The organism is Salinisphaera sp. C84B14, from assembly GCF_040361435.1.
In the GTDB taxonomy this organism is placed as follows: domain Bacteria; phylum Pseudomonadota; class Gammaproteobacteria; order Nevskiales; family Salinisphaeraceae; genus Salinisphaera.
This window is the reverse complement of record NZ_APNL01000018.1, coordinates 56,441-75,556: the sequence shown is the minus strand read 5'-3', so window position 1 is coordinate 75,556 and position 19,116 is coordinate 56,441. Positions and strand designations below refer to the sequence as shown.

Below are 19,116 nucleotides of genomic sequence, written 5' to 3'. Positions count from 1 at the left end.
GGTAATGTGCGATGAACCTTTTTTTTACGTGGTGCGTGCCTAAGCGACGCTCAGTAGCCGACCATCATGTGGCGCGAATACAGGCTGTAGAACAGCCATAGCGTGCCGCCCACCATCACGAAGATGGTGAACACGGAGAACAGCACGGAAATGGTATTCCACCGCTGCTCCTGGGACATGTCCAGATGCAGGAACAACCGCAGATGCACGCCGAGCTGCAGGATGGCCGTCGCCGCAATGACGAGCAGCATGACGCCCGGTGAAAACGCATCGTAATACACCGCGCCAAAAGGAATCAGGGTAAGTACGAGGGCGAGCAGATAACCCGTGATGTAGGCGCCTGCGGTCGGGGCGTGGCCCGGGGTGGCGTCGTCGGAATGGCTCATGCGCTGCCTCCTTGAATCAGTCCGGGCAGGTAGACGGTCGAGAACACGCAGATCCAGACCAGATCGAGAAAGTGCCAGAACAGGCTCAGCCGTGCCAGACGCGAACCGATGGCCGGCGTCAGCCCGCGCAGCGCGATCTGCGCCACCATGGTCAATAGCCAGATCATGCCAAAGAACACGTGCGCCCCGTGGGTGCCCACCAGCCCGAAGTAGGCCGACAGGAAGCCGCTACGATCGAACGACGCGCCTTCGTGGATGATATGCACGAACTCGCTGACCTCGTGCCAGAGGAAGAAAGCCCCCAGCAAAAAGGTGGCCAGCAGCCAGCCGATGATGTGGTTCTTCTTACCCTGATGCAGGCTGACCATGGCCAGCCCGAAGGTCAGGCTGGAGGCCAGCAGGGCCATGGTTTCCAGAAACACGCCGTGCAGGGAGAAGATATCGCCAGGGGTCGGGCCGTCGGCGTATCGCTGTGACAGGTTCACGTATGCCAGAAACAGCATCGAGAACAGAACCACGTCGCTCATCAGATAGGCCCAGAAACCGAAGTTGACTTCGGTATCCGCCCTGGCTGCGGCGCGAACGCGGTTGAGATCGTTAGATGGGCTTGACGCCATGAACTATGCCTCTCGAATACCAGTCGATCGTGATCGTTTGCCTATCAGCCCGGCAAACCGGACGTGGCCCGAGTGGTCGGCTCGACGAACTGGCCATTGGGCGTACGCTCGTCGCCGTACTCTTCGATGTCTTTAATACGCTCGAACACATCCGCGTCCTTGAGCCGGCGGTGGAAGGCATCCTCGTCGGCCTCCACTTCGGCAGCCGGAATCACGAACTCCGTTTCCTCGTTAAAGCTGCGCACGATCACGGCAGCCACGGTGCCCAGCACGCACAGCCCGGCCAGCCACCAGATGTGCCATACGTAGGCAAAACCGAAAACGAACGACAGTGCGGCCACCACGATGGGCATCGGCGTCGACTTGGGCATATGAATGTCCTCGTACGCCGCCGGCCGCTGATAGGCGAGGTTGTTGACCTTCATTTCCATGAACGCATCGCGATCGCGCACCTCGGGCACCACCGCGAAGTTGTACTCCGGCGGCGGCGACGGAATCGACCACTCGAGCGTGCGCCCACCCCAGGGGTCGCCGGTCAGGTCGGCGTTCTTCTCGCGGTCGCGCCAGCTCACATAAATCTGCATGAACATGGCGAAAATGCCGTAGGCCACGATCAATGCCCCGATGGCCGCTATCACCAGCCAGAAGTGCCAGGCGGGGTTGTCGTAGGTGACCATGCGCCGCGGCATGCCCATGATGCCGAGCATGTACAGCGGCACGAACGCTACATAGAAACCCACGAGCCAGCCCCAGAAGGAATGGCGGCCCCATTTCTCATCAAGACGGAAACCGAACACCTTGGGAAACCAGTAGTAGAACCCGGCCAGCAGGCCGAACATCGTGCCGGGGATCAGCACGTTGTGGAAATGCGCCACCAGGAACAGGCTGTTGTGCATCTTGTAGTCGGCGCCCGGAATGGCCAGCAGCACGCCGGACATGCCGCCCATGACAAACGTGATCAGAAAGCCCAGGGTCCAGAGCATCGGCAGCTTGTACTCGATACGGCCCCGAAACATGGTCCAGATCCAGTCGTAGATCTTCACGCCGGTCGGGATCGCGATGATCATGGTGGCAATACCGAAGATCGAGTTACGCAGCGGATCCTGGCCCATGGTGTAGAAGTGATGTACCCACACACCGAACGACAGGAAGGCGATCGCCATGGTCGCCCAGACCATCGAGGTATAGCCGAACAGGCGCTTGTTGCAGTAGGTGGTCACCACTTCGGAGAAGATGCCGAAGGCCGGCAGCACGAGAATGTAGACCTCCGGATGGCCCCACAGCCAGAACATGTTGATATACAGCATCTGGTCGCCGCCCATGATGCTGGTGAAGAAGTGGGTGCCCGCGGAGCGATCGAGCGCGAGCAGGGCCAGCGCCGCGGTCAGCGCCGGGAACGACACCACGATCAGAATGCTCGTGCACAGCACCGTCCAGGTGAACATCGGCATGCGCATGAGCGTCATGCCGGGCGCGCGCTTCTTGAGAATTGTGGTCACGAAGTTGACGCCGGTCAGCGTGGTACTGATACCGGATATCTGCAGCGCCCAGATCCAGTAATCCACGCCCGGCCCGGGGCTGTGATCCAGGCCGGAAAACGGCGTATAGCCAGACCAGCCGGCTTCCGAAAAGCTGCCAACGAGCAGCGAGATCATCACCAGCGCGCCGGCAGCCGCGGTCAGCCATACGCTGACCGCATTGAGCAGCGGAAAGGAGACGTCGCGCGCGCCGATCTGCAATGGAATGGCGATATTCATCAGCCCCACCAGAAACGGCATCGCCATGAAAAAGATCATCATGGTGCCGTGGCCGGTGAACAGCTCGGCGAAATGGGCGGCCTCGAGATAGCCGTCCATTCCGGGGCCGGCGGTCGCCTGCTGCGCACGCACCATCGAGGCATCGATGAAACCACGCAGCAGGAAGATCAGGGCGATCACGATATAGATCACGCCGATCTTCTTGTGGTCCACGGTCGTGAACCACTCGCGATACAGATAGCCCCACTTGCGGTAATAGGTCAGCGCGGCCACCACGGCCAGGCCGGTGCCGATCATGATCGCGTTCGCAAACACGATGATCATGCTCGAATGGTGGAAGGCGTCTAGAGTGAGTTTTCCAAACATGGTCTTCTCCCGGCTCGCGGCGAGCTAGTGGGCATGCCCGTGCTGGGCGACGTCGTCGGCAGTCAGGTCGCTGGGCACGGCGCCAGGCGGAATCTTGCCGTCGCCGACCTGGAAGCGGTGCATGACATAGCCGAACAAACCGTCGGGCACCGACGAGTAAAGAATCGGGTCGACATTGCGGCTGGGCTCGACCAGGCTGCGATAGGCATTCAGATCAAGCGGCCGACCCGAGCTGCGCGCCTTGTCGACCCAGGCATCGAAATCGGCCTGGGACAGCGACTCGGCCGTGAACCGCTGGTTGGCGAAGCCGTCCCCGCTGTACTGATAGTTCTTGCCGAAGAATTCGCCCTTTTCGTCGGCCATCAGATGCAGGCGGGTACGCATGCCCGACATCGCCATGATCTGGCTGCCCAGGCGCGGAATCATGAAGCCGTTCATGACACTCGCCGAGGTGAGGTCGATCTGTAGCGGCGTATCCACCGGCATGGCCATTTCGTTGACCGCAGCCACACCATAATCGGGATAGATGAACAACCACTTCCAGTCCATGGCAATCGCCTGCACGCGGATCGGGTCATTCTCCGACTCGATCGGCTTGTAGGGATCCAGGTCGTAGGTGGAAACGATGGTCACCAGCGCCAGGATGAGGATGATCGCAACCGGCCCGCCCCAGAGGAAGGCTTCGAGAAAATTCGAGTGGTGCCAGTTCGGCGTATAGGTGTTCTTCTGGTTGCCGGCGCGGTAATGCCAGGCAAACCAGAGCGTGAAGCCGACCACCGGTACCAGCACGAACAGCATCACCGTAAAGGTGAACAGCATGACGTTGCGCTGGTAGGCCGCGATCGGCCCCGCGGTGAAGAACGTCACCAGCTCGTTCAGATGGAAGGTGTCGATGAACCACTGCGAGCTGCAGCCACTGAGTGACAATGCGAGTAGAACAATCAGGGGCACCCGCAGGGTGCGCATCGTCTTTCCAAGCGTTTCGATTGACATTACATGCATTCCAACGAGTGACCGCGCTCGGCGTGGACGACCGTATTACAAGCTACGGGGCTACCTACGCCTGTTGCGCATGATCCGTTGCACCGGGATGAGCACGACGGTCATTGTGCAGTGCAACTAATGGTACCCACTTCGTTGAAAAAACGACAGTAAACGATCGCGATTTTCTTGCCGCATACCGACGCGCGTTTGGTGGAACCACTGCTGCGGGGCAACGCACAGACTGCGCCGATAAGGCCTACCGCATCAAGCCGCCCGCGCGTGGCCTCACAGTGGCTGGCCGATTACGCGTTGGCGCGCGCGTTTTGCGTCCATGGGCCGGCATAGGGTCAGCCCAGCAAGACGGCACCGCCCAGTGATATCGCGCTTATCCAGATCGCCACCGCCAGGCCGAGCGCGAGCGGCCGCCAGCCCAGGCCGAGGACCGCGGGCGGCCGCGTCTGCAAACCCATGGCGACCATCGCCGCGGCCAGCAGCGCGGCGTCGAGACGCAGCAGCCCCGCGTGTAGCGGCGCCGGCATGCTCACCCAGGAATTAAGCCCGACCACTACCACGAACAACGCCACGAACAACGGAAATGGCGAGGCGCGATCGCTTTCGCCGCGGGTCGCGGCGCGCCGGCGCCACCATACCGCCAACACCGCGCATGCCGGCACCAGCAACGCCACACGTGACAGCTTGTAGAGACTGGCCTGAACCCCTGCGGCGTCATCGAACGCGAAACCGGCTGCGACCGCCTGAGCGACTTCATGAATGGAACTGCCGGCCCAGGCGGAATACGCCGCTTCGCTCAGACCGATATGCGGCGCGATCGCCGGGTAGGCGAACATCGCGATCGTGCCGAAGACCGTGACCATCGCAATGGCACAGGCCACGTCCTGTTCGCGCGCGCGGATCACCCCGTCTACCGCCACCACGGCCGAGGCCCCGCAGATGCCGGTGCCACAACCGACCAACACGCTGAGCGTATCCGGCAACCCAAGCAGTCGGCCAAGCACGATGGCGAGCACGATAGTGCTGACAACCGCGGTCGTTACCAGCACCAAACCGCCCAGACCGACAGACAGCAGATCCTGTACGACGACACGAAACCCCAGCAAAACGATGCCGGCCCGTAGCAGATAGTGCAGCGTCCAGCGGATACCGGGCTCGACCTGTGCAGGCAAGGCCACGCACAGCCGTAGCAACACACCGACCAGAATGCCGACCGTTAACGCGCTCAAGGGCACGAGCCGATTGAGCGCAGGCCATGCCGAGATCACATAAGACAGGCCGGCCAGACCCAGGCACAGCATGAGTCCCGGCAACACGCTCGCCAATCGATTCGACGCCTGGCGAAACGGGATATATAGCGACGATGCAACAGATAGCGACATACGCAGGGCAAGGCTTTCGAAAAGGTGGAACCAAGCCTCTATGCATTGCGTATTAACTAAAATCGATTTATACCAAACTAATAATTCGGTTTTATCGATTAATTACCCATGGCCGAACGCCTACGCTTCACCCTGCGCCAACTCGAGATCTTCGCGGCCGTCGCCCGAACCGGCCAGGTACGCCGCGCGGCCCAGGCGCTGCACCTGAGTCAGGCCGCGGTCAGCCAAGCGATTGCGGAACTGGCCGACGCTCTGGATGTGGCCCTGTTCGAACGCCATGGTCGCGAGATCAAGCCGACGTTCGCCGCCCGCCAGCTGCTTGCCCTGGCCGTCGAGCCCATGGACGCCCTCGCCCGGGTGCCGGAACGCCTTGCCCCATCAACCGGCGGCGTAGCCGCGCTCAGCGGCACCATTCGCCTGGCCGCTTCGAGCACCATCGCCCGCTACGTACTACCTGCCGGCCTCGCGCGTTTACGACAGACGCATCCGAAGCTGCAGATACGCGTGTTCTCCGGCAATAGCGCCCAGGCAGAAGCGAGCGTCGCGAACCTGGAGGCCGATATCGCACTGATCGAAGGCCCGCCACAGCGCGACGATCTAGATATTGCGCACTGGCACACGGACACACTGCAAGTCATCGCGCCGCCGGGCTATGACGTCGGCTCGATCGATCTGGCCCATCTGGATCGGCATGCCTGGGTCGCCCGCGAACCGGGCTCGGGTACGCGGGCCGTGTTCGAACAGAATTTGGCGCTGGCCGGCTATACCGCCCCAAACGCGCATCTGATCATTGACGACAGCGGCGCGATCGTCCGTGCCGTCGCCAGTGGCGCCGGGCTCGCCTGCGTGAGCGGCCTGGCGGCCGAGCAAGCCAGCGCTGCCAATCCGGTTCAGTTCGTTTCGCTGGCCGGGCTGTCACTGGCGCGGCCGCTCTGGCGGCTGTATCGCGTTTCTACCGCCCGCGGCAACTCGCTGCTGCGACGATTCGAAGCCGGACTCGATGCCGCACTGGATCGCCCAGCAAACTGAAATCAGGATTTTCAGTTGTTGTTCAGCATGCGTGTCTACCATCCGAACCGGTATTTTCAAATAACCGAGGACATGATCATGGCAATACGTAAGACGAGTGCCATTGCGTTGACCGGTATCACCCTGGCGGCGACCAGCACCTTTGCGCTGGCCCAACAGAAACCCGAAGGCCTTTATTCAGCCGATCAGCTCATGGACGCCGATGTCTATGCCCAGGGCAGCGACAAGCCGGTGGGCGAAGTCGACGACGTCATCCTCGACAACAACATGACCATCAAGTCGTTCGTGATCGAAACCGAGAACAACTTCGGTCTGGACGGCAAGTCTTATGTTGTCTCTCCCGATCAGCTCAGCGTCGAAACCATGCAGGGCGAGAAAGCGACCGAACCGCGCTATCGCATCACCCTGATGGCCGACGGCAAGACGCTGAGCAGCTATCCGGTCTACAACGACTCCTGGTGGAACAGCACCCAGAGTCAGGCCGCCGATGCATGGGATCAGACCAAGCAGTCCGCCAGCAGCGCATGGACGCGTATCAAGGACGGCACCACGGACCTCATCGACGACACCCGCGACGCCATTAGTGGTGGCGCCGATGAAACCGGCGATGCGGCCGAAAACGCGGCTGACAAGACGGAAAACGCCGCCGAAGACGCCAGCAACTGATCGCGGCGCTTGCATCAAGTGTATCGAGGAGGGGCCGCGGCCCCTCCTTTTTTATGTCCGCTCGAAACGTACCTGACCCGCTGGCGTCACACGCGGTATGATCCGGGGCTGTTGTCGCCCACCAGTCGGCCCGAGGAGTCGTCGTATGAGCCCCCAGAACACCGGCCGTTCCAGCCTGTTTGGCGCCCTGTTCGTTCCTGCCCTGATTCTGGGTGCGCTGATCATCCTGGCGATCCTGGTGATCAGCTTCCGGGGGAACGGTGACGGCGCCGCACCCGGGTCCGACAACGTTCGTACCCTGACCGCCGACACCATCAACACCTTTGAAACCGAGTACGACGCCCTCGGCGAGGCCGTCGGCAGCGCGGATGCGCCCGTCACCGTGCGCGAGTTCGCCGACTACCAGTGCCCGGCCTGCGGCGCGTTCGCCCCCACCGCCGAGCGGATTCGCGACGAACTGGTCGACTCCGGCAAGGTGCGCTTCATCTTCTTCGATTTCCCGCTGCCCATGCATGCCCATGCCCAGCAGGCCGCGGTGGCCGCGCGCTGCGCGGCCCGTCAGGACCGTTTCTGGCCCTATCACCACCGTCTGTTCGAAACCCAGCGTGATTGGTCGCAGCGCGACGACCCCACCGCCATGTTTCTGGATATGGCGGTCGAGTCCGGCGTAAATGCTCAGCGCCTGGAAGCCTGCATGACCCAGGGCGGCGTGGACGACGTGATCGCCCGCAATCAGGAAGCCGGCAAGGCAATCAGCCTGCGTGCCACCCCCACGGTGATCGTCGGCGACCAGATGTTTTCCGGCGTCGTCAGCTACGAGCGGATCCAGCAGGCCATCGCCGAGCAGACGCAGGACTAGGGCCTGTTAACACGAATGCCAATCGCCGCGTTGCTGCTCAAAATCGTGCCAGACAAGGCGCGTGGTGCCAGCCCTGGTTATTCCAGGGCCCAGCCACGCAACGCCGTATGGCGGGATTTTGGGCGCAACCCGAAGGGACGCGCTCTATTTCATTCGCGTTAACAGGCCCTAGAGTTCGTCCTCGATCGAAGTCAGCACGGCAAGCAGCGCGGCAAACGCCGCGCTCTCCTGTTCCGGGTCGCGCTGGGCGCGGTTGACCGATCGAAACCACCGCGCCAGCGCTTTCTGCGGGCCGCCGGCCAGCTCGCGCGCGATACTGCCATCGCCGGCCTCGCCTTCAAGCAGGGCATCGCCGCGTCGGGCGTGGGCGCGCGACAGAATCTGGCGGTAGCGAATCAGAATCGAATCCAGCAAAACCCAGGCAAAGTTCGGGTTGCGCGGCGGCCCCACTGTGATGCGCTGGCCGCCGAGCGGGCCAATACGCGCCATGTCCAGGCGCAGCGTGGGAATGGCGTCACCCTTGAAAAACGCCAGCGCCCCACCGCCCAGCCCACCAATCAGCGCCCCGACCCCTAGGGAGTGGCCGAACGTGGCCGCATCCACGCCGATGCCGGCACTCGCGCCGACCGCAGCGCCTACGAACGTCAGCTGCTGACGGGTCAGGCCCAGCCGGCGCCACGTTTCATCGCTGGCCAGGTCCAGATCGTCGTCAAAGCCTTTCATCGCTTCGGCCTGGACCGCGGTATGCCGATACAGGCGTAAAAGATCGTTCGCTGTCTCGCGCTCAAGCGCGGCGATACGCTCGTAATAGCGCCGGCTGGCCTGCTTCACGGCTTCGCGTTTGGCGGCCTCCGGCGCGGGCGCGTCTTCGGCGTAGTGGCCGTATTCGCGCAAAGTCAGCGCGGCGCGCAAAAAATGCTGGATACGTTCGACGGCTTCCTCGCGGCGCTGCTGCCATTCGGCATCGAGCAAGGCGGTGGTGGTCTGCAGATGCTCGCGGTCGCGTTCGTCGATCTGGTTGAGCGCGGCCAGCAGGTCACGCCGCGTGGCAAAGCGCGCGCGATGGGCATCGAAAACCCGTACGAGATTGAATGCCTTGCCCAGATGCTCGCGCCATTCGTGTTCATGCACGGCGCCGGTCTCGCCGCGCTGGTTGAGCAGCGCCAGCCGTGCCCGCCCGGAAAAACGCAGGATTTCGATCTCGGCGAGGAAGCTGTCGTAGACGGCCACACCGGGATCGATGACGTACAGAATGCCGGCGCCCTGCAGCAACGGCTCCAGCAGGCGGCATTCGTCCTCGAACTGGTGGCTATCGCGATACTCGTCGACGAACGCCTGCAATGTCGCAAGCCCGGGTGTGCCGTTGCGATTGCCGTGTAGCGCGCGGATGGCGCGTAGCGCTTCGATAGGCTGCTGAAAGCCGGGCGTATCGATAAAGCGCAGCCGCTCCGCCCCGTCGAGCACCAGCGACAGCCTCTGGCAACGCGTGGTTTCGCCGGGCTCGGGCGAAATACGAATGATGCGGTCGTCGTCTTCTTCCAGCAGCGTGGCGAGCACCGCGGACTTGCCCATGTTCACCTTGCCGACCACGGCAAAGCAGGGAACCTCGGCGGTGACCCACTCGGCAGGTTGTGTCGTGCGCAGCGCCATCTCAAAGCCGACCGTCGTAGGCCACGATTTCGGTCGCTGGATCACGCAGACCGTCGATGAACCGTGTCCAGCGTTGCAAGTGTGCGTCATCGGGCGCGCTCGGGCCCTGGGCGTCCTGCGCGAAAACGAGCCACGTCATCGGCGTATTTTCACCCACTGCCTTGCGCACCCGGGCATGCAGCGAACCGACCTGCCGCGGCGCCAGCCCCCAGTCCTCGACCGCGAGCACCACGTGATCCGGCCCGGCAGCGAGCGCGGCGTCGGCGCTCGCTTCGGCCTCGTCGTCGAGCACGCCAATACGGGCCTGCGCGCCCGGGTTCACCCGCAGCGCGCGCAGCAGAAAACCACGAATAGCCGCGCCATCAATACCACTGCCGCCCACATCCAGCAGCAGCGCGGTATCGGACGCGGGCGCAGCGACCGCGCCGCGCTCGATACGGGTCAGCGATCGCCACAGGCCGCGATGGCCCGGCGACTGAAAATCCAGTGCCGCCAGCGCCCGCCGCTCGCGCCACGCATAGAAGGCAACCAGCAGCAAGCGTGGCAACACGCCCCAGACAAGCAACGACATGAGCAGGAAACGCCACCATGCCGCCGTGCTTTGCGGGGTCGACAGCACACGCCGACTGCCGTCGACATAAGCCGCACGACTGGCCTCGATCTGGGCGAGCGTGGGCACCGCCTCGGGCCACACGCCACGCCAGGGTGCCGCCACCACGCGGGTTGCAGAAGCGACCACGCCGTTTGTCTGCGGCGTCGCCTCCCAATAGAAGCGCACGTCGAAGACCAGCAGTGATCCGACGAAAGCCAGCACCAAGCCGGTGTTAAAACCCACCGCACCGATCTGGAGCGTACGCGCCAGCGCGGCCTGCAGCGCGCGGCGCGGCACCGCCGACTCGGCAAGCCGCTCGCGCAACAGGCGAAACCGTTGCTGGCGATGGGCATCCTGCGAACGCGTGACCCGAGCCATCACGCGGCCCATCCAGGTTTCCAGCCGTACGCTCGAACCTCGCCCCCACATACGAACGAGCACGAACAGGGCAAACACCAGCCAGGGAAAGACCAGCGTCACGCCGAAAAACAGGATGACGTGCACGTTGGCATCGGTGCCCGCGCACAGCCCGGTCACCAGCGCAAAGCCGGCCGCCGCCATACCGATGAACAGCGCCAAACGCGCCAGGCGCAGGCCCTGCGTCCAGGCATCGCCGGCGTCGATCGCATCGGTTTGGCGCCGGTGGGCGAGCCAGGCGTGCAAGCCGGCACGGCGCCGCGCCCGCTCGTCGCCTTCCGGCAGAACGGGGCGGATATCGCGGTTGAATATCAGCCGGTCGTGTTCGAGCGCGTCGTTGTCAACGCCGATCAACACGGTTTCGAAATCGATGAGATCGGCCAGCGTCCACCGCTGGCCCGAAGCACGGACAGCATTCATCCTGCTATTAGAACATCGCGCGCGCTCGAAGCGCGCGGCGCTCGCCGAACGTGTGCGACGCGGCTAATGCTCGAGCACGAAAAAGACGACCTCGCGGAACACGAACGCGGCTGCGCCCCAGGCCAGCAGACTGGCCACGCCCAGGCCGACGAACCACAGAAGACGGCGCGGCGTTTCACGCATGGTCATTGCTCCCGGGCTAGTGATAACCCATGTCGCGGCCGACCTTGCCGCGGAAAATCCAGTACGACCAGGCCGTATAGAACAGAATGAACGGCAGCAGGATCAACAGCCCGACGATCAGAAAACTCTGGGTCTCGGGCGGCGAAGCGGCATTCCAGATGGTCAGATGCGGCGGGATGATATGCGGCCAGAAACTCGCCGCCAGGCCGCCGTAGCCCACGGCGAACATGCCCAGCGACAGCAGAAACGGCCAGTACTCGTAACGCGCGGCCACGCTGCGATAGAGAAAGTAAGACACCACCACGCCCAGCAGCGGGAACGGCACCAGCAGCAGCGCATGCGGGAAGCCGAACCAGCGCTCGGCATAGTTGCCGTCCAGAAACGGCACGTAGACGCTCACCAGCGCCATGAACACGATCACCGCGGTCAGCAGCGTGCGCGACCAGCGATAGGCCCGGTCCTGCAACAGACCGGTGGTCTTCATCACCACCCAGGTCGCGCCCAGTAGCGCATAGCCGGCCACCAGCGCAAAACCGGTGAGCATGGTAAAGCCCGAGAACCAGTCGAAAGAGCCGCCCACGTACTGGGCGCCGTTGGCTTCAATGCCCTGCACGATCGCACCGAGAGTGACGCCCTGGAAGAAGGTGGCCACCAGCGAGCCCAGCACGAAGGCCAGATTCCAGCCGAGCTTGCGCCGCGCCTTGAAACGGAACTCGAACGCCACGCCGCGAAAGATCAACGCGATGAGCATGCCGGTCAGCGGCAGATAGAGCGCCGGCAGCAGCACCGTGTACGCCGGTGGGAACGCGGCCAGCAGCGCCACGCCGCCCAGCACCAGCCAGGTTTCATTGCCGTCCCAGATCGGCGCGACCGAGTTCATCATGATGTCGCGCTCGGCCTCGCCGTACGCCACGCCGCAGAGAATGCCGATGCCCAGCACGAAGCCGTCCAGCAGCACGTACATGAATACGCCAAAGGCGATAACGCCAAACCAGACCAGCGGCAGGATGTCGATGCTGTCCATCATTCTTCTCCTACCGGTTCATCCGGGTACGACAGCGGCCGTGCCGGCGTGGCATATGGATCGGGCACGGGGTGTTCGGGCGCCTTGCCAGGCCCGGTGCGGATCACGCGCAGGATGTAGTACATCCCGCCACCGAAGACGATGCCGTAGACGATCACGAAGGTAATCAGCGTGGCGGCCACGCTGGGCGCGGACACCGGCGAAACCGAGTCGGCCGTGCGCAGCAGGCCATACACCGTGTAAGGCTGGCGCCCGATTTCGGTGGTGAACCAGCCGGCCAGCACGGCCAGAAACCCCGAAGGCGCCATGGCCACCAGATAGCGATGATAGCCGCGGGCATCGAACAGGCGACCGCGAAACGCCAGCCACAGCCCGGTCAGCCCGGCGATGAGCATGAGAATGCCCAGGCCCACCATCAGCCGGAACGAAAAGAAGATGGGGGCCACCGGCGGGCGTTCGCTCGCCGGAAAATCCTTCAGGCCGACGAGCTCGCCATCCCAGTCGTGCATGAGGATGAGGCTGGCCATGTTCGGCACCGAAATCTCGTAATGATTGGTTTCGGCCTCTGCGTCCGGCCAGGCGAACAGCGCCAGCGCCGCGCCCTTCTCCGTCTCCCAGTGCGCTTCGAGCGCGGCCACCTTGGCCGGCTGATGCTCGAGGGTGTTCAGGCCGTGGAAATCGCCGGCCACGATCTGCAGCGGCGTGACGATGGATACGAACGCCACGCCCATGGCCAGCATCACCCGGGATGCCTCGTGGGCGGTGCCTTTCAGGCGATACCAGGCACCTACGCCCAGAATGACGAACGCGGTGGTCAGATACGCCGCCAGCACCATGTGCACGAGGCGGTAGGGGAACGACGGGTTGAACACGATCGCCCACCAGTCGACGGGATAGAACACGCCGTCGCGCAGCTCGTAGCCGGCGGGGGTATGCATCCAGGAGTTGGCCGACAGAATCCAGAAGGCGGATAGCATGGTGCCGATAGCCACCATGGCCGTGGCAAAGAAATGCAGCTTCGGGCCAACCTTGTTCCAGCCGAACAGCATGATGCCGAGAAAGGTCGCCTCCAGGAAAAAGGCCGTCAGCACTTCATAGGAGAACAGCGGCCCGAGCACGGGTGCGGTGGCTTCGGCGAACACCGACCAGTTGGTGCCGAACTGGAAGCTCATCACGATGCCGGATACCACGCCCATACCAAAGGACACGGCAAAGATCTTCACCCAGAACTGATATAGCCGGCGAAACACGTCGCGCCCGGTGAACAGGTGCATGCCTTCGCACATCGCCAGCCAGCTCGCCAGGCCAATGGTGAAAGCCGGGAAAAGAATGTGGAAGGAAACCACGAACGCGAACTGGATCCGCGACAGGATTTCTGCATCGAGTGCCATCGATCTCTCCTGCGACGCCTGAAGGGCGGTTGGGCCTCAGTACCCACGTACCGCAGGCTGCGCCCGACTATACGAAAGTATGATGCACCTGGTTGCAGCCCGACGCGATGTGACAATTCGTCGCGTTGCGCGGCATATGGTGCCACTGCAATGCCGCTACGCGAAGGCATTCGCCGACCTGCCGGCGATTCACAGGCGAACTTTTGGCCACATAGCGCTTGAGACGGCGACGAGTAACCCTGATTATGTTCGGGTGATGACTGTCTCCCACCAAGCAAACGCCGCGGCGCCCGCCGTTGCCGATCGGTACGCGCGCCCGCTTCAGGATCTGCGCATCTCGCTGACCGATCGCTGCAACTTTCGCTGCACCTACTGCATGCCGCGCGAGCTGTTCGGCAGCGAACATCTGTTTCTGCCGCGTCGCGAACTGCTGGATTTCGAAGAAATCGAGCGCCTCGCGCGTATCGCAGCCAGCCTCGGCGTGACCAAGCTGCGCCTGACCGGCGGCGAGCCGCTGCTGCGCCGAGATATCGACGTGCTGATTGCACGGCTGGCGGCGATCGACGGCATCGACGACATCTGCCTGACCACCAACGGCTCGCTGCTCACAGAACAGCGCGCCCGCGAACTCAAAGCCGCCGGCGTGAACCGGGTCACGCTCAGTCTGGACGCCATCGACGACGACGTGTTCAAGGCCATCAACGATGTCGGCTACCCGGCCTCGAAAGTGCTCACCGCCATCGACAACGCCCAGGCCGCCGGCCTGACGCCGGTCAAGGTCAACTGCGTGATCCAGCGCGGTGTAAACGAAGACCAGATCCTGCCCATGGTCGAGCAGTTCCGCCATTCCGACGTGGTGCTGCGCTTCATCGAATTCATGGACGTGGGCACCTCCAACGGCTGGCGCATGGAAGAAGTCGTCACCGCCCGCGAAATCGTGGAAACGATTCGAACCCGCCACGCCATCCGCCGCCTGCCCGCCAACGTGTCCGGCGAAACCGCCAACCGCTGGGTCTACGACGACGGCGCCGGCGAGATCGGCATTATCGCCTCGGTATCGCAGCCGTTTTGCGGCGGCTGCACCCGGGCACGGTTGTCGGCCATCGGCGAACTCTATACCTGCCTGTTCGGCGTCCACGGGCGCGACCTGCGCACCCCGCTGCGCTCGGGCGCGAGCGACGACGAACTGCGCGCACTGCTGGCCGGCATCTGGACCGCCCGCGACGACCGCTATTCCGAACAGCGCGGCGAAGAAACCGCCAACCGCCGCGGCGATGCCGACGGCAAGGTGGAGATGTCGTATATCGGGGGTTGAGGAACTCAGCTGCAACGCCGCGCTGTTTACCCGAGCAGCCTAGATCTCAAACGAGTGCTTTATTGATCGCTCGGGTTTGAGGCTATCAACGTTTCCAGGTCTACCTGCATCAGCGGCAAATCCTGTTCGAGAGTTGCCCAGACGATCGCGTCATCCACACTCGCATACCCGTGTATCAGAATGTTGCGCAGGCCAATGGCCTGACGCCCGCCTCGAACGCGCGCGAACAGCTCGACATCCAGCTGTCTTAGCCGATTCAACGCTTCGCCGATGATTTCGAACTGCCGCTCTACGGCAGAACGCAATAGCGCGCTTTCTTGATAATCCGCATAGCCCTGGCCGACGACGAACGCCTCAATGGCGTTGGCGGCCTGCAATGCGTCGTAGATGTACGTCTCAGGCCTGCGCGTCATACACGGAACGCCGGGTTTCGTTAATGCTCGCCAGCAAATAGGGATTGCGAATCGCGCGACTGCTTACCAGATCAATACGCCGGCCGAACAGATCGGTAAGCGCATCGAGAAGGTCGAAATACGCATGCGCCACGCCCCCCGGCGGCTCCGGGCCGAACTCGACCAGAAAATCGAGATCGCTGGCCTGCGAATCAAAATCCCCACGCGCAGCGGAGCCAAAAAGCTCCAACCGCTTCACGCCGTGGCGGCGAGCGATGCGGGCCAAATCGTCTGCATGTCTATCGACGATATTCATGAGCTTAGAATACTAGGGCACCGTTCGAAAAGAATACCGGACCCGCGTCGAGCCCATGACACCTGCGACTCAACTTCTGGACGCATACAACGTCCACTACCAGCTGCATCAGTACGAGCACACCACCGCGCATAGCGATTACGGCATCGACGCGTCAGAACAGCTCGGCGTAGTACCCGAGCAGGTGTTCAAGACGCTTGTCGCCGAACTCGACAACCACGAACTGGTGGTGGCCATCGTGCCCGTATCGGGCCGGCTGCATATGAAAAGCCTGGCCGCCGCGGCAAGCGCGAAAAAGGCCTTCATGGCCGAACGCACGAAAGTCGAAAAGACCACGGGGTACGTACTCGGTGGTGTCAGCCCGCTGGGCCAGAAGAAACCGCTGGCCAGCTTCATCGACGAATCCGCGATCGCATTCGACACCATCTTCATCAGCGGCGGCCGGCGCGGGCTGGAAATCGAGATCGAACCGTTCGCCCTGGCGGAGATGATCGACGCCGGCTTTGTCGCCATCGCCGATACTGCGTAGTCCGCCGCATGGCAGCCGGCCACCGGCCTGCTATGGTCGAACCCAGAATTTTCGACCGCGACGCCTGCCCCTGCATCGTCGGTTGAGTTGTCGTGCGAGCCTTGCGCGGTTCGGCTCGGCGACTATCGCAATGAGCACGATTCCAGCCACCGTATATCGATTAAGGTTATCGCCATTGCTGCGGTGATTACCCGCTGCACTACGGCATCGGGTCCGATGGCTACTCCGCTTCCGGGAACGGCCGTGTCGCGTCAGCCGTCGAACGCCTGCTTGAGAGAGTCAACAAGACGGCCCGCTTCATTTGCCGACACGATATTGGTAAAGCCGAGCAGTAAGCCGCTCTGGGCTGTGGGGCCTGCGCACCATGTCGACAGCGCTTGGATGTTCAGACCTTGGCGCTGGGCGCGCTCGGCCAGTTCGACGTCGCTATCTTCGCCGTCGAGCCGTGCGAGCAGGTGCATTCCACCCGCCTGTGAATCGATACGCAGGCGATCGCCGAACCGGGCCGCCAACGCTTTTTGCAGGTACTCGCGGCGCTGGGCGTAGAGGGCGCGCATACGCTTGAGATGGCGCGCGAAATGGCCTTGCTCGATGAAATCGGCCAGGGCGGCCTGTGACAGCTCTGGGCAGCCGTGGCCGTATCGTTGCAGCACGGCTTGAAAGCACACGATCTCGGCTCGCGGCACCACCAGATAGGCCAGTCGGATACCGGGGAACAGCACTTTGCTGAACGTACCGGCATAGAGCACGCGACCGTCGTGATCGAGGCTTTTCAATGCCGGTAGCGGACGGCCGTGATAGCGATATTCGCTGTCGTAGTCGTCCTCGATGATCCAGGCCTTGTTCTCGCGCGCCCATTCGAGCAGCGCCAGTCGACGCGGCAGGGATAGCGATACGCCGGTCGGGCTTTGGTGGGTGGGGGTGACGACCGCGACACGGGCATAGCCTGCCTGCCGCCGGGCGCTCTCCACATTCAGGCCCTGCGCATCCACTTCGAGCGGCGTCAGAGAAATGCCGGCTGCTTGCAGCGTAGCGCGGGCCTGAAAATAACCTGGCTCCTCGAACCAGCCGCGATCGCCGGTTTGCAACAACGTTCGGCAGATGAGGGTTAGAGCCTCGCAGTAGCCGGCGGTGATAATGATCTGATCGGGGTCACAGGCGATGCCGCGCGATACGCCGAGATACGCGGCCAGCGCATTGCGTAGCTCGGACTTGCCCTGCCGATCGGGATAGTCGAGCGCGGCGACATCCATCGCGCGTAGACGACGCGTCATCAACCGTTGCCATAGCCGGGTGGGTACCGCGTCGAGCGCTGGCAGACCCAGTTGAAAGGGTTGTGGGCCCGTAGGCGTCGGCTCAGCTATCGCAACGTCGGCGCCCGGGCGCGACGCCGTGGCACGCGCGACCCGAGCGGGAATGATCTGCGGCGAAACCACGGTGCCCGCCGCACCGCGCGACAGCAGATAGCCTTCGCTGGCCAGCGTCTGATACGCCAGCTCCACCGTGCCGCGAGACAGGTTGAGCTCACTGGCCAGACTGCGTATCGACGGCACGCGATCCCCCGGCTTCAGACGGCCGCCGGCGATCGCATCTCGAACGCGGTGGTAGAGCTGTCGGTGAAGCGGTGTCGTCGAAAAACGATCCGGGCTCAGTTCCAGGCGGTGCATGCAGATGTCCCGGTCAACCTACCCAATCTTGGCTCTGTCGCATGGGTCATGTCGAGCCTAAAGTCACGGCCTCATGACTGGAGACAACCGATGACGCCATTGCATTTCAAGGCGGTGACGAACGAACAGGACTGCCGGCACTGCTTTGCCGTGATGCGCGAGCTACGCCCGCATTTAGCCGACGCCGCGACATTCGCGGCCCAGGTGCAACGCCAGATACACGACGGCTATCGGTTGGTGGCGGCCGGATATGCCGACACGGCGATCGGCCTGATCGGTTATCGCATACAGGAAAACCTGATGAACGGGCGTTTTCTGTTCGTCGACGATCTTGTCGTGCGGTCGGACTACCGAGGTGGCGCCGTAGGCGCACAGCTGCTCGACTTTGTTCGTAATGAGGCGCGTGCCCGCGACTGCCGGCAACTGGTGCTCGATACCGGGCTCGGCATGGCACGCGCGCAGCGCTTTTATTTCCGCCAGGGGATGCTGACCCGAAGCATCGGCTTCTACGAAGATCTCGACGCCGGTGACGCGACATGACGTGCACGCTATTCGTTCATTGCAGCCCGCATCGTGGGCAAGCACACGGCTACCGGCTCGCACAGGAGATACTCCGGCACATCTCGCGTCATGATGCGCAGGCAGCCGTCCTCGAACGCGATCTGACCTGCCCGGCATTACCACCGCTCGACGCCGGATATGCCGCCGCGCTGACGGGTAATGCAGCGACAAATGACGCCCGATTTACCCTGTCCGAGCATTTGATCGGCGAACTCGAGCGCAGCGATCGCACCCTGATCGCCCTGCCCATGCACAACTTCGCCGTGCCGGCCGCGTTCAAGCTCTGGATCGATTACGTGGTGCGTATTCACCGCAGCTTCGCGCCGACTGCACAAGGCAAAGCGGGTTTACTGGCCGATCGCCCGACCACCGTGCTGGTCAGCTCCGGCGGCTTTCACCGCGGCACACACGCCCAGCCCGATTTCCTTTCGCCCTACGTGCAGCAGGTGCTGGCCACCATCGGGATTCGCGATGTCACCTTCCATTACCTGCAAGGGCTGACGTGCGACGCGGCAACGATTGCCACAACGCTCGACGCCGTGCGTGATCAGCTGCGCAGCGCCGGTTTGCTGGATCAGCCCGCCTGACCCTTCGCCGGCCT

Annotated in this window: 19 protein-coding genes; 7 read left to right on the top strand and 12 right to left on the bottom strand. The window is 63.1% G+C overall.

Annotation, left to right across the window (positions count from 1 at the left end; all coding sequences use genetic code 11):
* Positions 1 to 50: 50 nt before the first annotated feature.
* The 5 genes from cyoD to C84B14_RS14880 all read right to left on the bottom strand — a co-directional run bounded on the left by cyoD (position 51) and on the right by C84B14_RS14880 (position 5,504).
* On the bottom strand, positions 51 to 386 hold the full coding sequence (gene cyoD, locus C84B14_RS14900; RefSeq protein WP_348766357.1) for a cytochrome o ubiquinol oxidase subunit IV: 336 nt from the start codon (positions 384 to 386) through the stop codon (positions 51 to 53).
* Positions 383 to 1,003: a cytochrome o ubiquinol oxidase subunit III gene (cyoC, locus tag C84B14_RS14895; RefSeq protein ID WP_353225262.1), complete on the bottom strand. Its 621-nt coding sequence runs from the start codon at positions 1,001 to 1,003 to the stop codon at positions 383 to 385. The genes cyoD and cyoC overlap by 4 nt, the downstream gene beginning before the upstream one ends.
* A gap of 44 nt (positions 1,004 to 1,047) precedes the next feature.
* Positions 1,048 to 3,126 (bottom strand): cbb3-type cytochrome c oxidase subunit I, encoded by a 2,079-nt coding sequence (locus C84B14_RS14890; protein WP_353225260.1) that lies wholly within the window; start codon positions 3,124 to 3,126, stop codon positions 1,048 to 1,050.
* Between the two features lie 24 nt (positions 3,127 to 3,150).
* A complete protein-coding gene (gene cyoA / locus C84B14_RS14885; protein WP_353225259.1) occupies positions 3,151 to 4,119 on the bottom strand; it encodes a ubiquinol oxidase subunit II in 969 nt (322 codons plus the stop codon).
* 338 nt (positions 4,120 to 4,457) lie between these two features.
* Positions 4,458 to 5,504, bottom strand: a complete 1,047-nt coding sequence (locus C84B14_RS14880) for a YeiH family protein (RefSeq protein ID WP_353225257.1) — start codon at positions 5,502 to 5,504, stop codon at positions 4,458 to 4,460.
* 108 nt (positions 5,505 to 5,612) lie between these two features.
* Here C84B14_RS14880 and C84B14_RS14875 point away from each other — a divergent pair, with 108 nt between their 5' ends.
* The 3 genes from C84B14_RS14875 to C84B14_RS14865 all read left to right on the top strand — a co-directional run bounded on the left by C84B14_RS14875 (position 5,613) and on the right by C84B14_RS14865 (position 8,058).
* Positions 5,613 to 6,533 carry a LysR substrate-binding domain-containing protein gene (locus tag C84B14_RS14875; RefSeq protein ID WP_353225255.1) on the top strand — a complete coding sequence of 307 codons (921 nt, stop codon included), beginning with the start codon at positions 5,613 to 5,615 and terminating at the stop codon, positions 6,531 to 6,533.
* Between the two features lie 78 nt (positions 6,534 to 6,611).
* On the top strand, positions 6,612 to 7,199 hold the full coding sequence (locus C84B14_RS14870; protein WP_353225253.1) for a hypothetical protein: 588 nt from the start codon (positions 6,612 to 6,614) through the stop codon (positions 7,197 to 7,199).
* A 145-nt stretch (positions 7,200 to 7,344) separates the two neighbouring features.
* Entirely contained in the window at positions 7,345 to 8,058 is a 714-nt protein-coding gene (locus C84B14_RS14865) for a DsbA family protein (RefSeq protein ID WP_353225251.1), read from the top strand.
* A 168-nt stretch (positions 8,059 to 8,226) separates the two neighbouring features.
* On the opposite strand, the gene C84B14_RS14860 is transcribed toward C84B14_RS14865, so the two are convergent.
* From C84B14_RS14860 to C84B14_RS14845, 4 genes are all read right to left on the bottom strand, one after another.
* The gene (locus C84B14_RS14860) at positions 8,227 to 9,708 is read right to left on the bottom strand and encodes a DUF3482 domain-containing protein (RefSeq protein ID WP_353225249.1); all 1,482 of its coding nucleotides are present in this window, start codon (positions 9,706 to 9,708) and stop codon (positions 8,227 to 8,229) included.
* Position 9,709: 1 nt separating this feature from the next.
* The gene (locus C84B14_RS14855) at positions 9,710 to 11,137 is read right to left on the bottom strand and encodes a DUF2868 domain-containing protein (protein ID WP_353225247.1); all 1,428 of its coding nucleotides are present in this window, start codon (positions 11,135 to 11,137) and stop codon (positions 9,710 to 9,712) included.
* Positions 11,138 to 11,336: 199 nt separating this feature from the next.
* Complete coding sequence (gene cydB / locus C84B14_RS14850; protein WP_348766367.1) at positions 11,337 to 12,344, bottom strand: cytochrome d ubiquinol oxidase subunit II; 1,008 nt, start codon at positions 12,342 to 12,344, stop codon at positions 11,337 to 11,339.
* On the bottom strand, positions 12,344 to 13,735 hold the full coding sequence (locus C84B14_RS14845) for a cytochrome ubiquinol oxidase subunit I (protein ID WP_353225245.1): 1,392 nt from the start codon (positions 13,733 to 13,735) through the stop codon (positions 12,344 to 12,346). The genes cydB and C84B14_RS14845 overlap by 1 nt, the downstream gene beginning before the upstream one ends.
* A 256-nt stretch (positions 13,736 to 13,991) precedes the next feature.
* Between C84B14_RS14845 and moaA the strand changes: the two genes are divergently transcribed.
* Positions 13,992 to 15,050: a GTP 3',8-cyclase MoaA gene (gene moaA, locus C84B14_RS14840; RefSeq protein ID WP_353225243.1), complete on the top strand. Its 1,059-nt coding sequence runs from the start codon at positions 13,992 to 13,994 to the stop codon at positions 15,048 to 15,050.
* Positions 15,051 to 15,109: 59 nt separating this feature from the next.
* Here moaA and C84B14_RS14835 read toward each other — a convergent pair whose 3' ends face one another.
* Together C84B14_RS14835 and C84B14_RS14830 are read right to left on the bottom strand one after the other, a co-directional pair.
* Positions 15,110 to 15,463 (bottom strand): HepT-like ribonuclease domain-containing protein, encoded by a 354-nt coding sequence (locus tag C84B14_RS14835; RefSeq protein WP_353225241.1) that lies wholly within the window; start codon positions 15,461 to 15,463, stop codon positions 15,110 to 15,112.
* Positions 15,447 to 15,758, bottom strand: a complete 312-nt coding sequence (locus C84B14_RS14830) for a nucleotidyltransferase family protein (protein WP_348766371.1) — start codon at positions 15,756 to 15,758, stop codon at positions 15,447 to 15,449. Before C84B14_RS14830 ends, C84B14_RS14835 begins: the two co-directional genes overlap by 17 nt.
* A gap of 55 nt (positions 15,759 to 15,813) precedes the next feature.
* Here C84B14_RS14830 and ybaK point away from each other — a divergent pair, with 55 nt between their 5' ends.
* Positions 15,814 to 16,287, top strand: a complete 474-nt coding sequence (gene ybaK / locus C84B14_RS14825) for a Cys-tRNA(Pro) deacylase (RefSeq protein WP_353225239.1) — start codon at positions 15,814 to 15,816, stop codon at positions 16,285 to 16,287.
* A 251-nt stretch (positions 16,288 to 16,538) separates the two neighbouring features.
* On the opposite strand, the gene pdxR is transcribed toward ybaK, so the two are convergent.
* On the bottom strand, positions 16,539 to 17,954 hold the full coding sequence (gene pdxR, locus C84B14_RS14820; protein ID WP_353225237.1) for a MocR-like pyridoxine biosynthesis transcription factor PdxR: 1,416 nt from the start codon (positions 17,952 to 17,954) through the stop codon (positions 16,539 to 16,541).
* Between the two features lie 90 nt (positions 17,955 to 18,044).
* On the opposite strand from pdxR, the gene C84B14_RS14815 reads away from it, so the two are divergent.
* Together C84B14_RS14815 and C84B14_RS14810 are read left to right on the top strand one after the other, a co-directional pair.
* A complete protein-coding gene (locus C84B14_RS14815; RefSeq protein ID WP_353225235.1) occupies positions 18,045 to 18,494 on the top strand; it encodes a GNAT family N-acetyltransferase in 450 nt (149 codons plus the stop codon).
* Positions 18,491 to 19,102 carry an FMN-dependent NADH-azoreductase gene (locus C84B14_RS14810; protein WP_353225233.1) on the top strand — a complete coding sequence of 204 codons (612 nt, stop codon included), beginning with the start codon at positions 18,491 to 18,493 and terminating at the stop codon, positions 19,100 to 19,102. The genes C84B14_RS14815 and C84B14_RS14810 overlap by 4 nt, the downstream gene beginning before the upstream one ends.
* Positions 19,103 to 19,116: the final 14 nt, after the last annotated feature.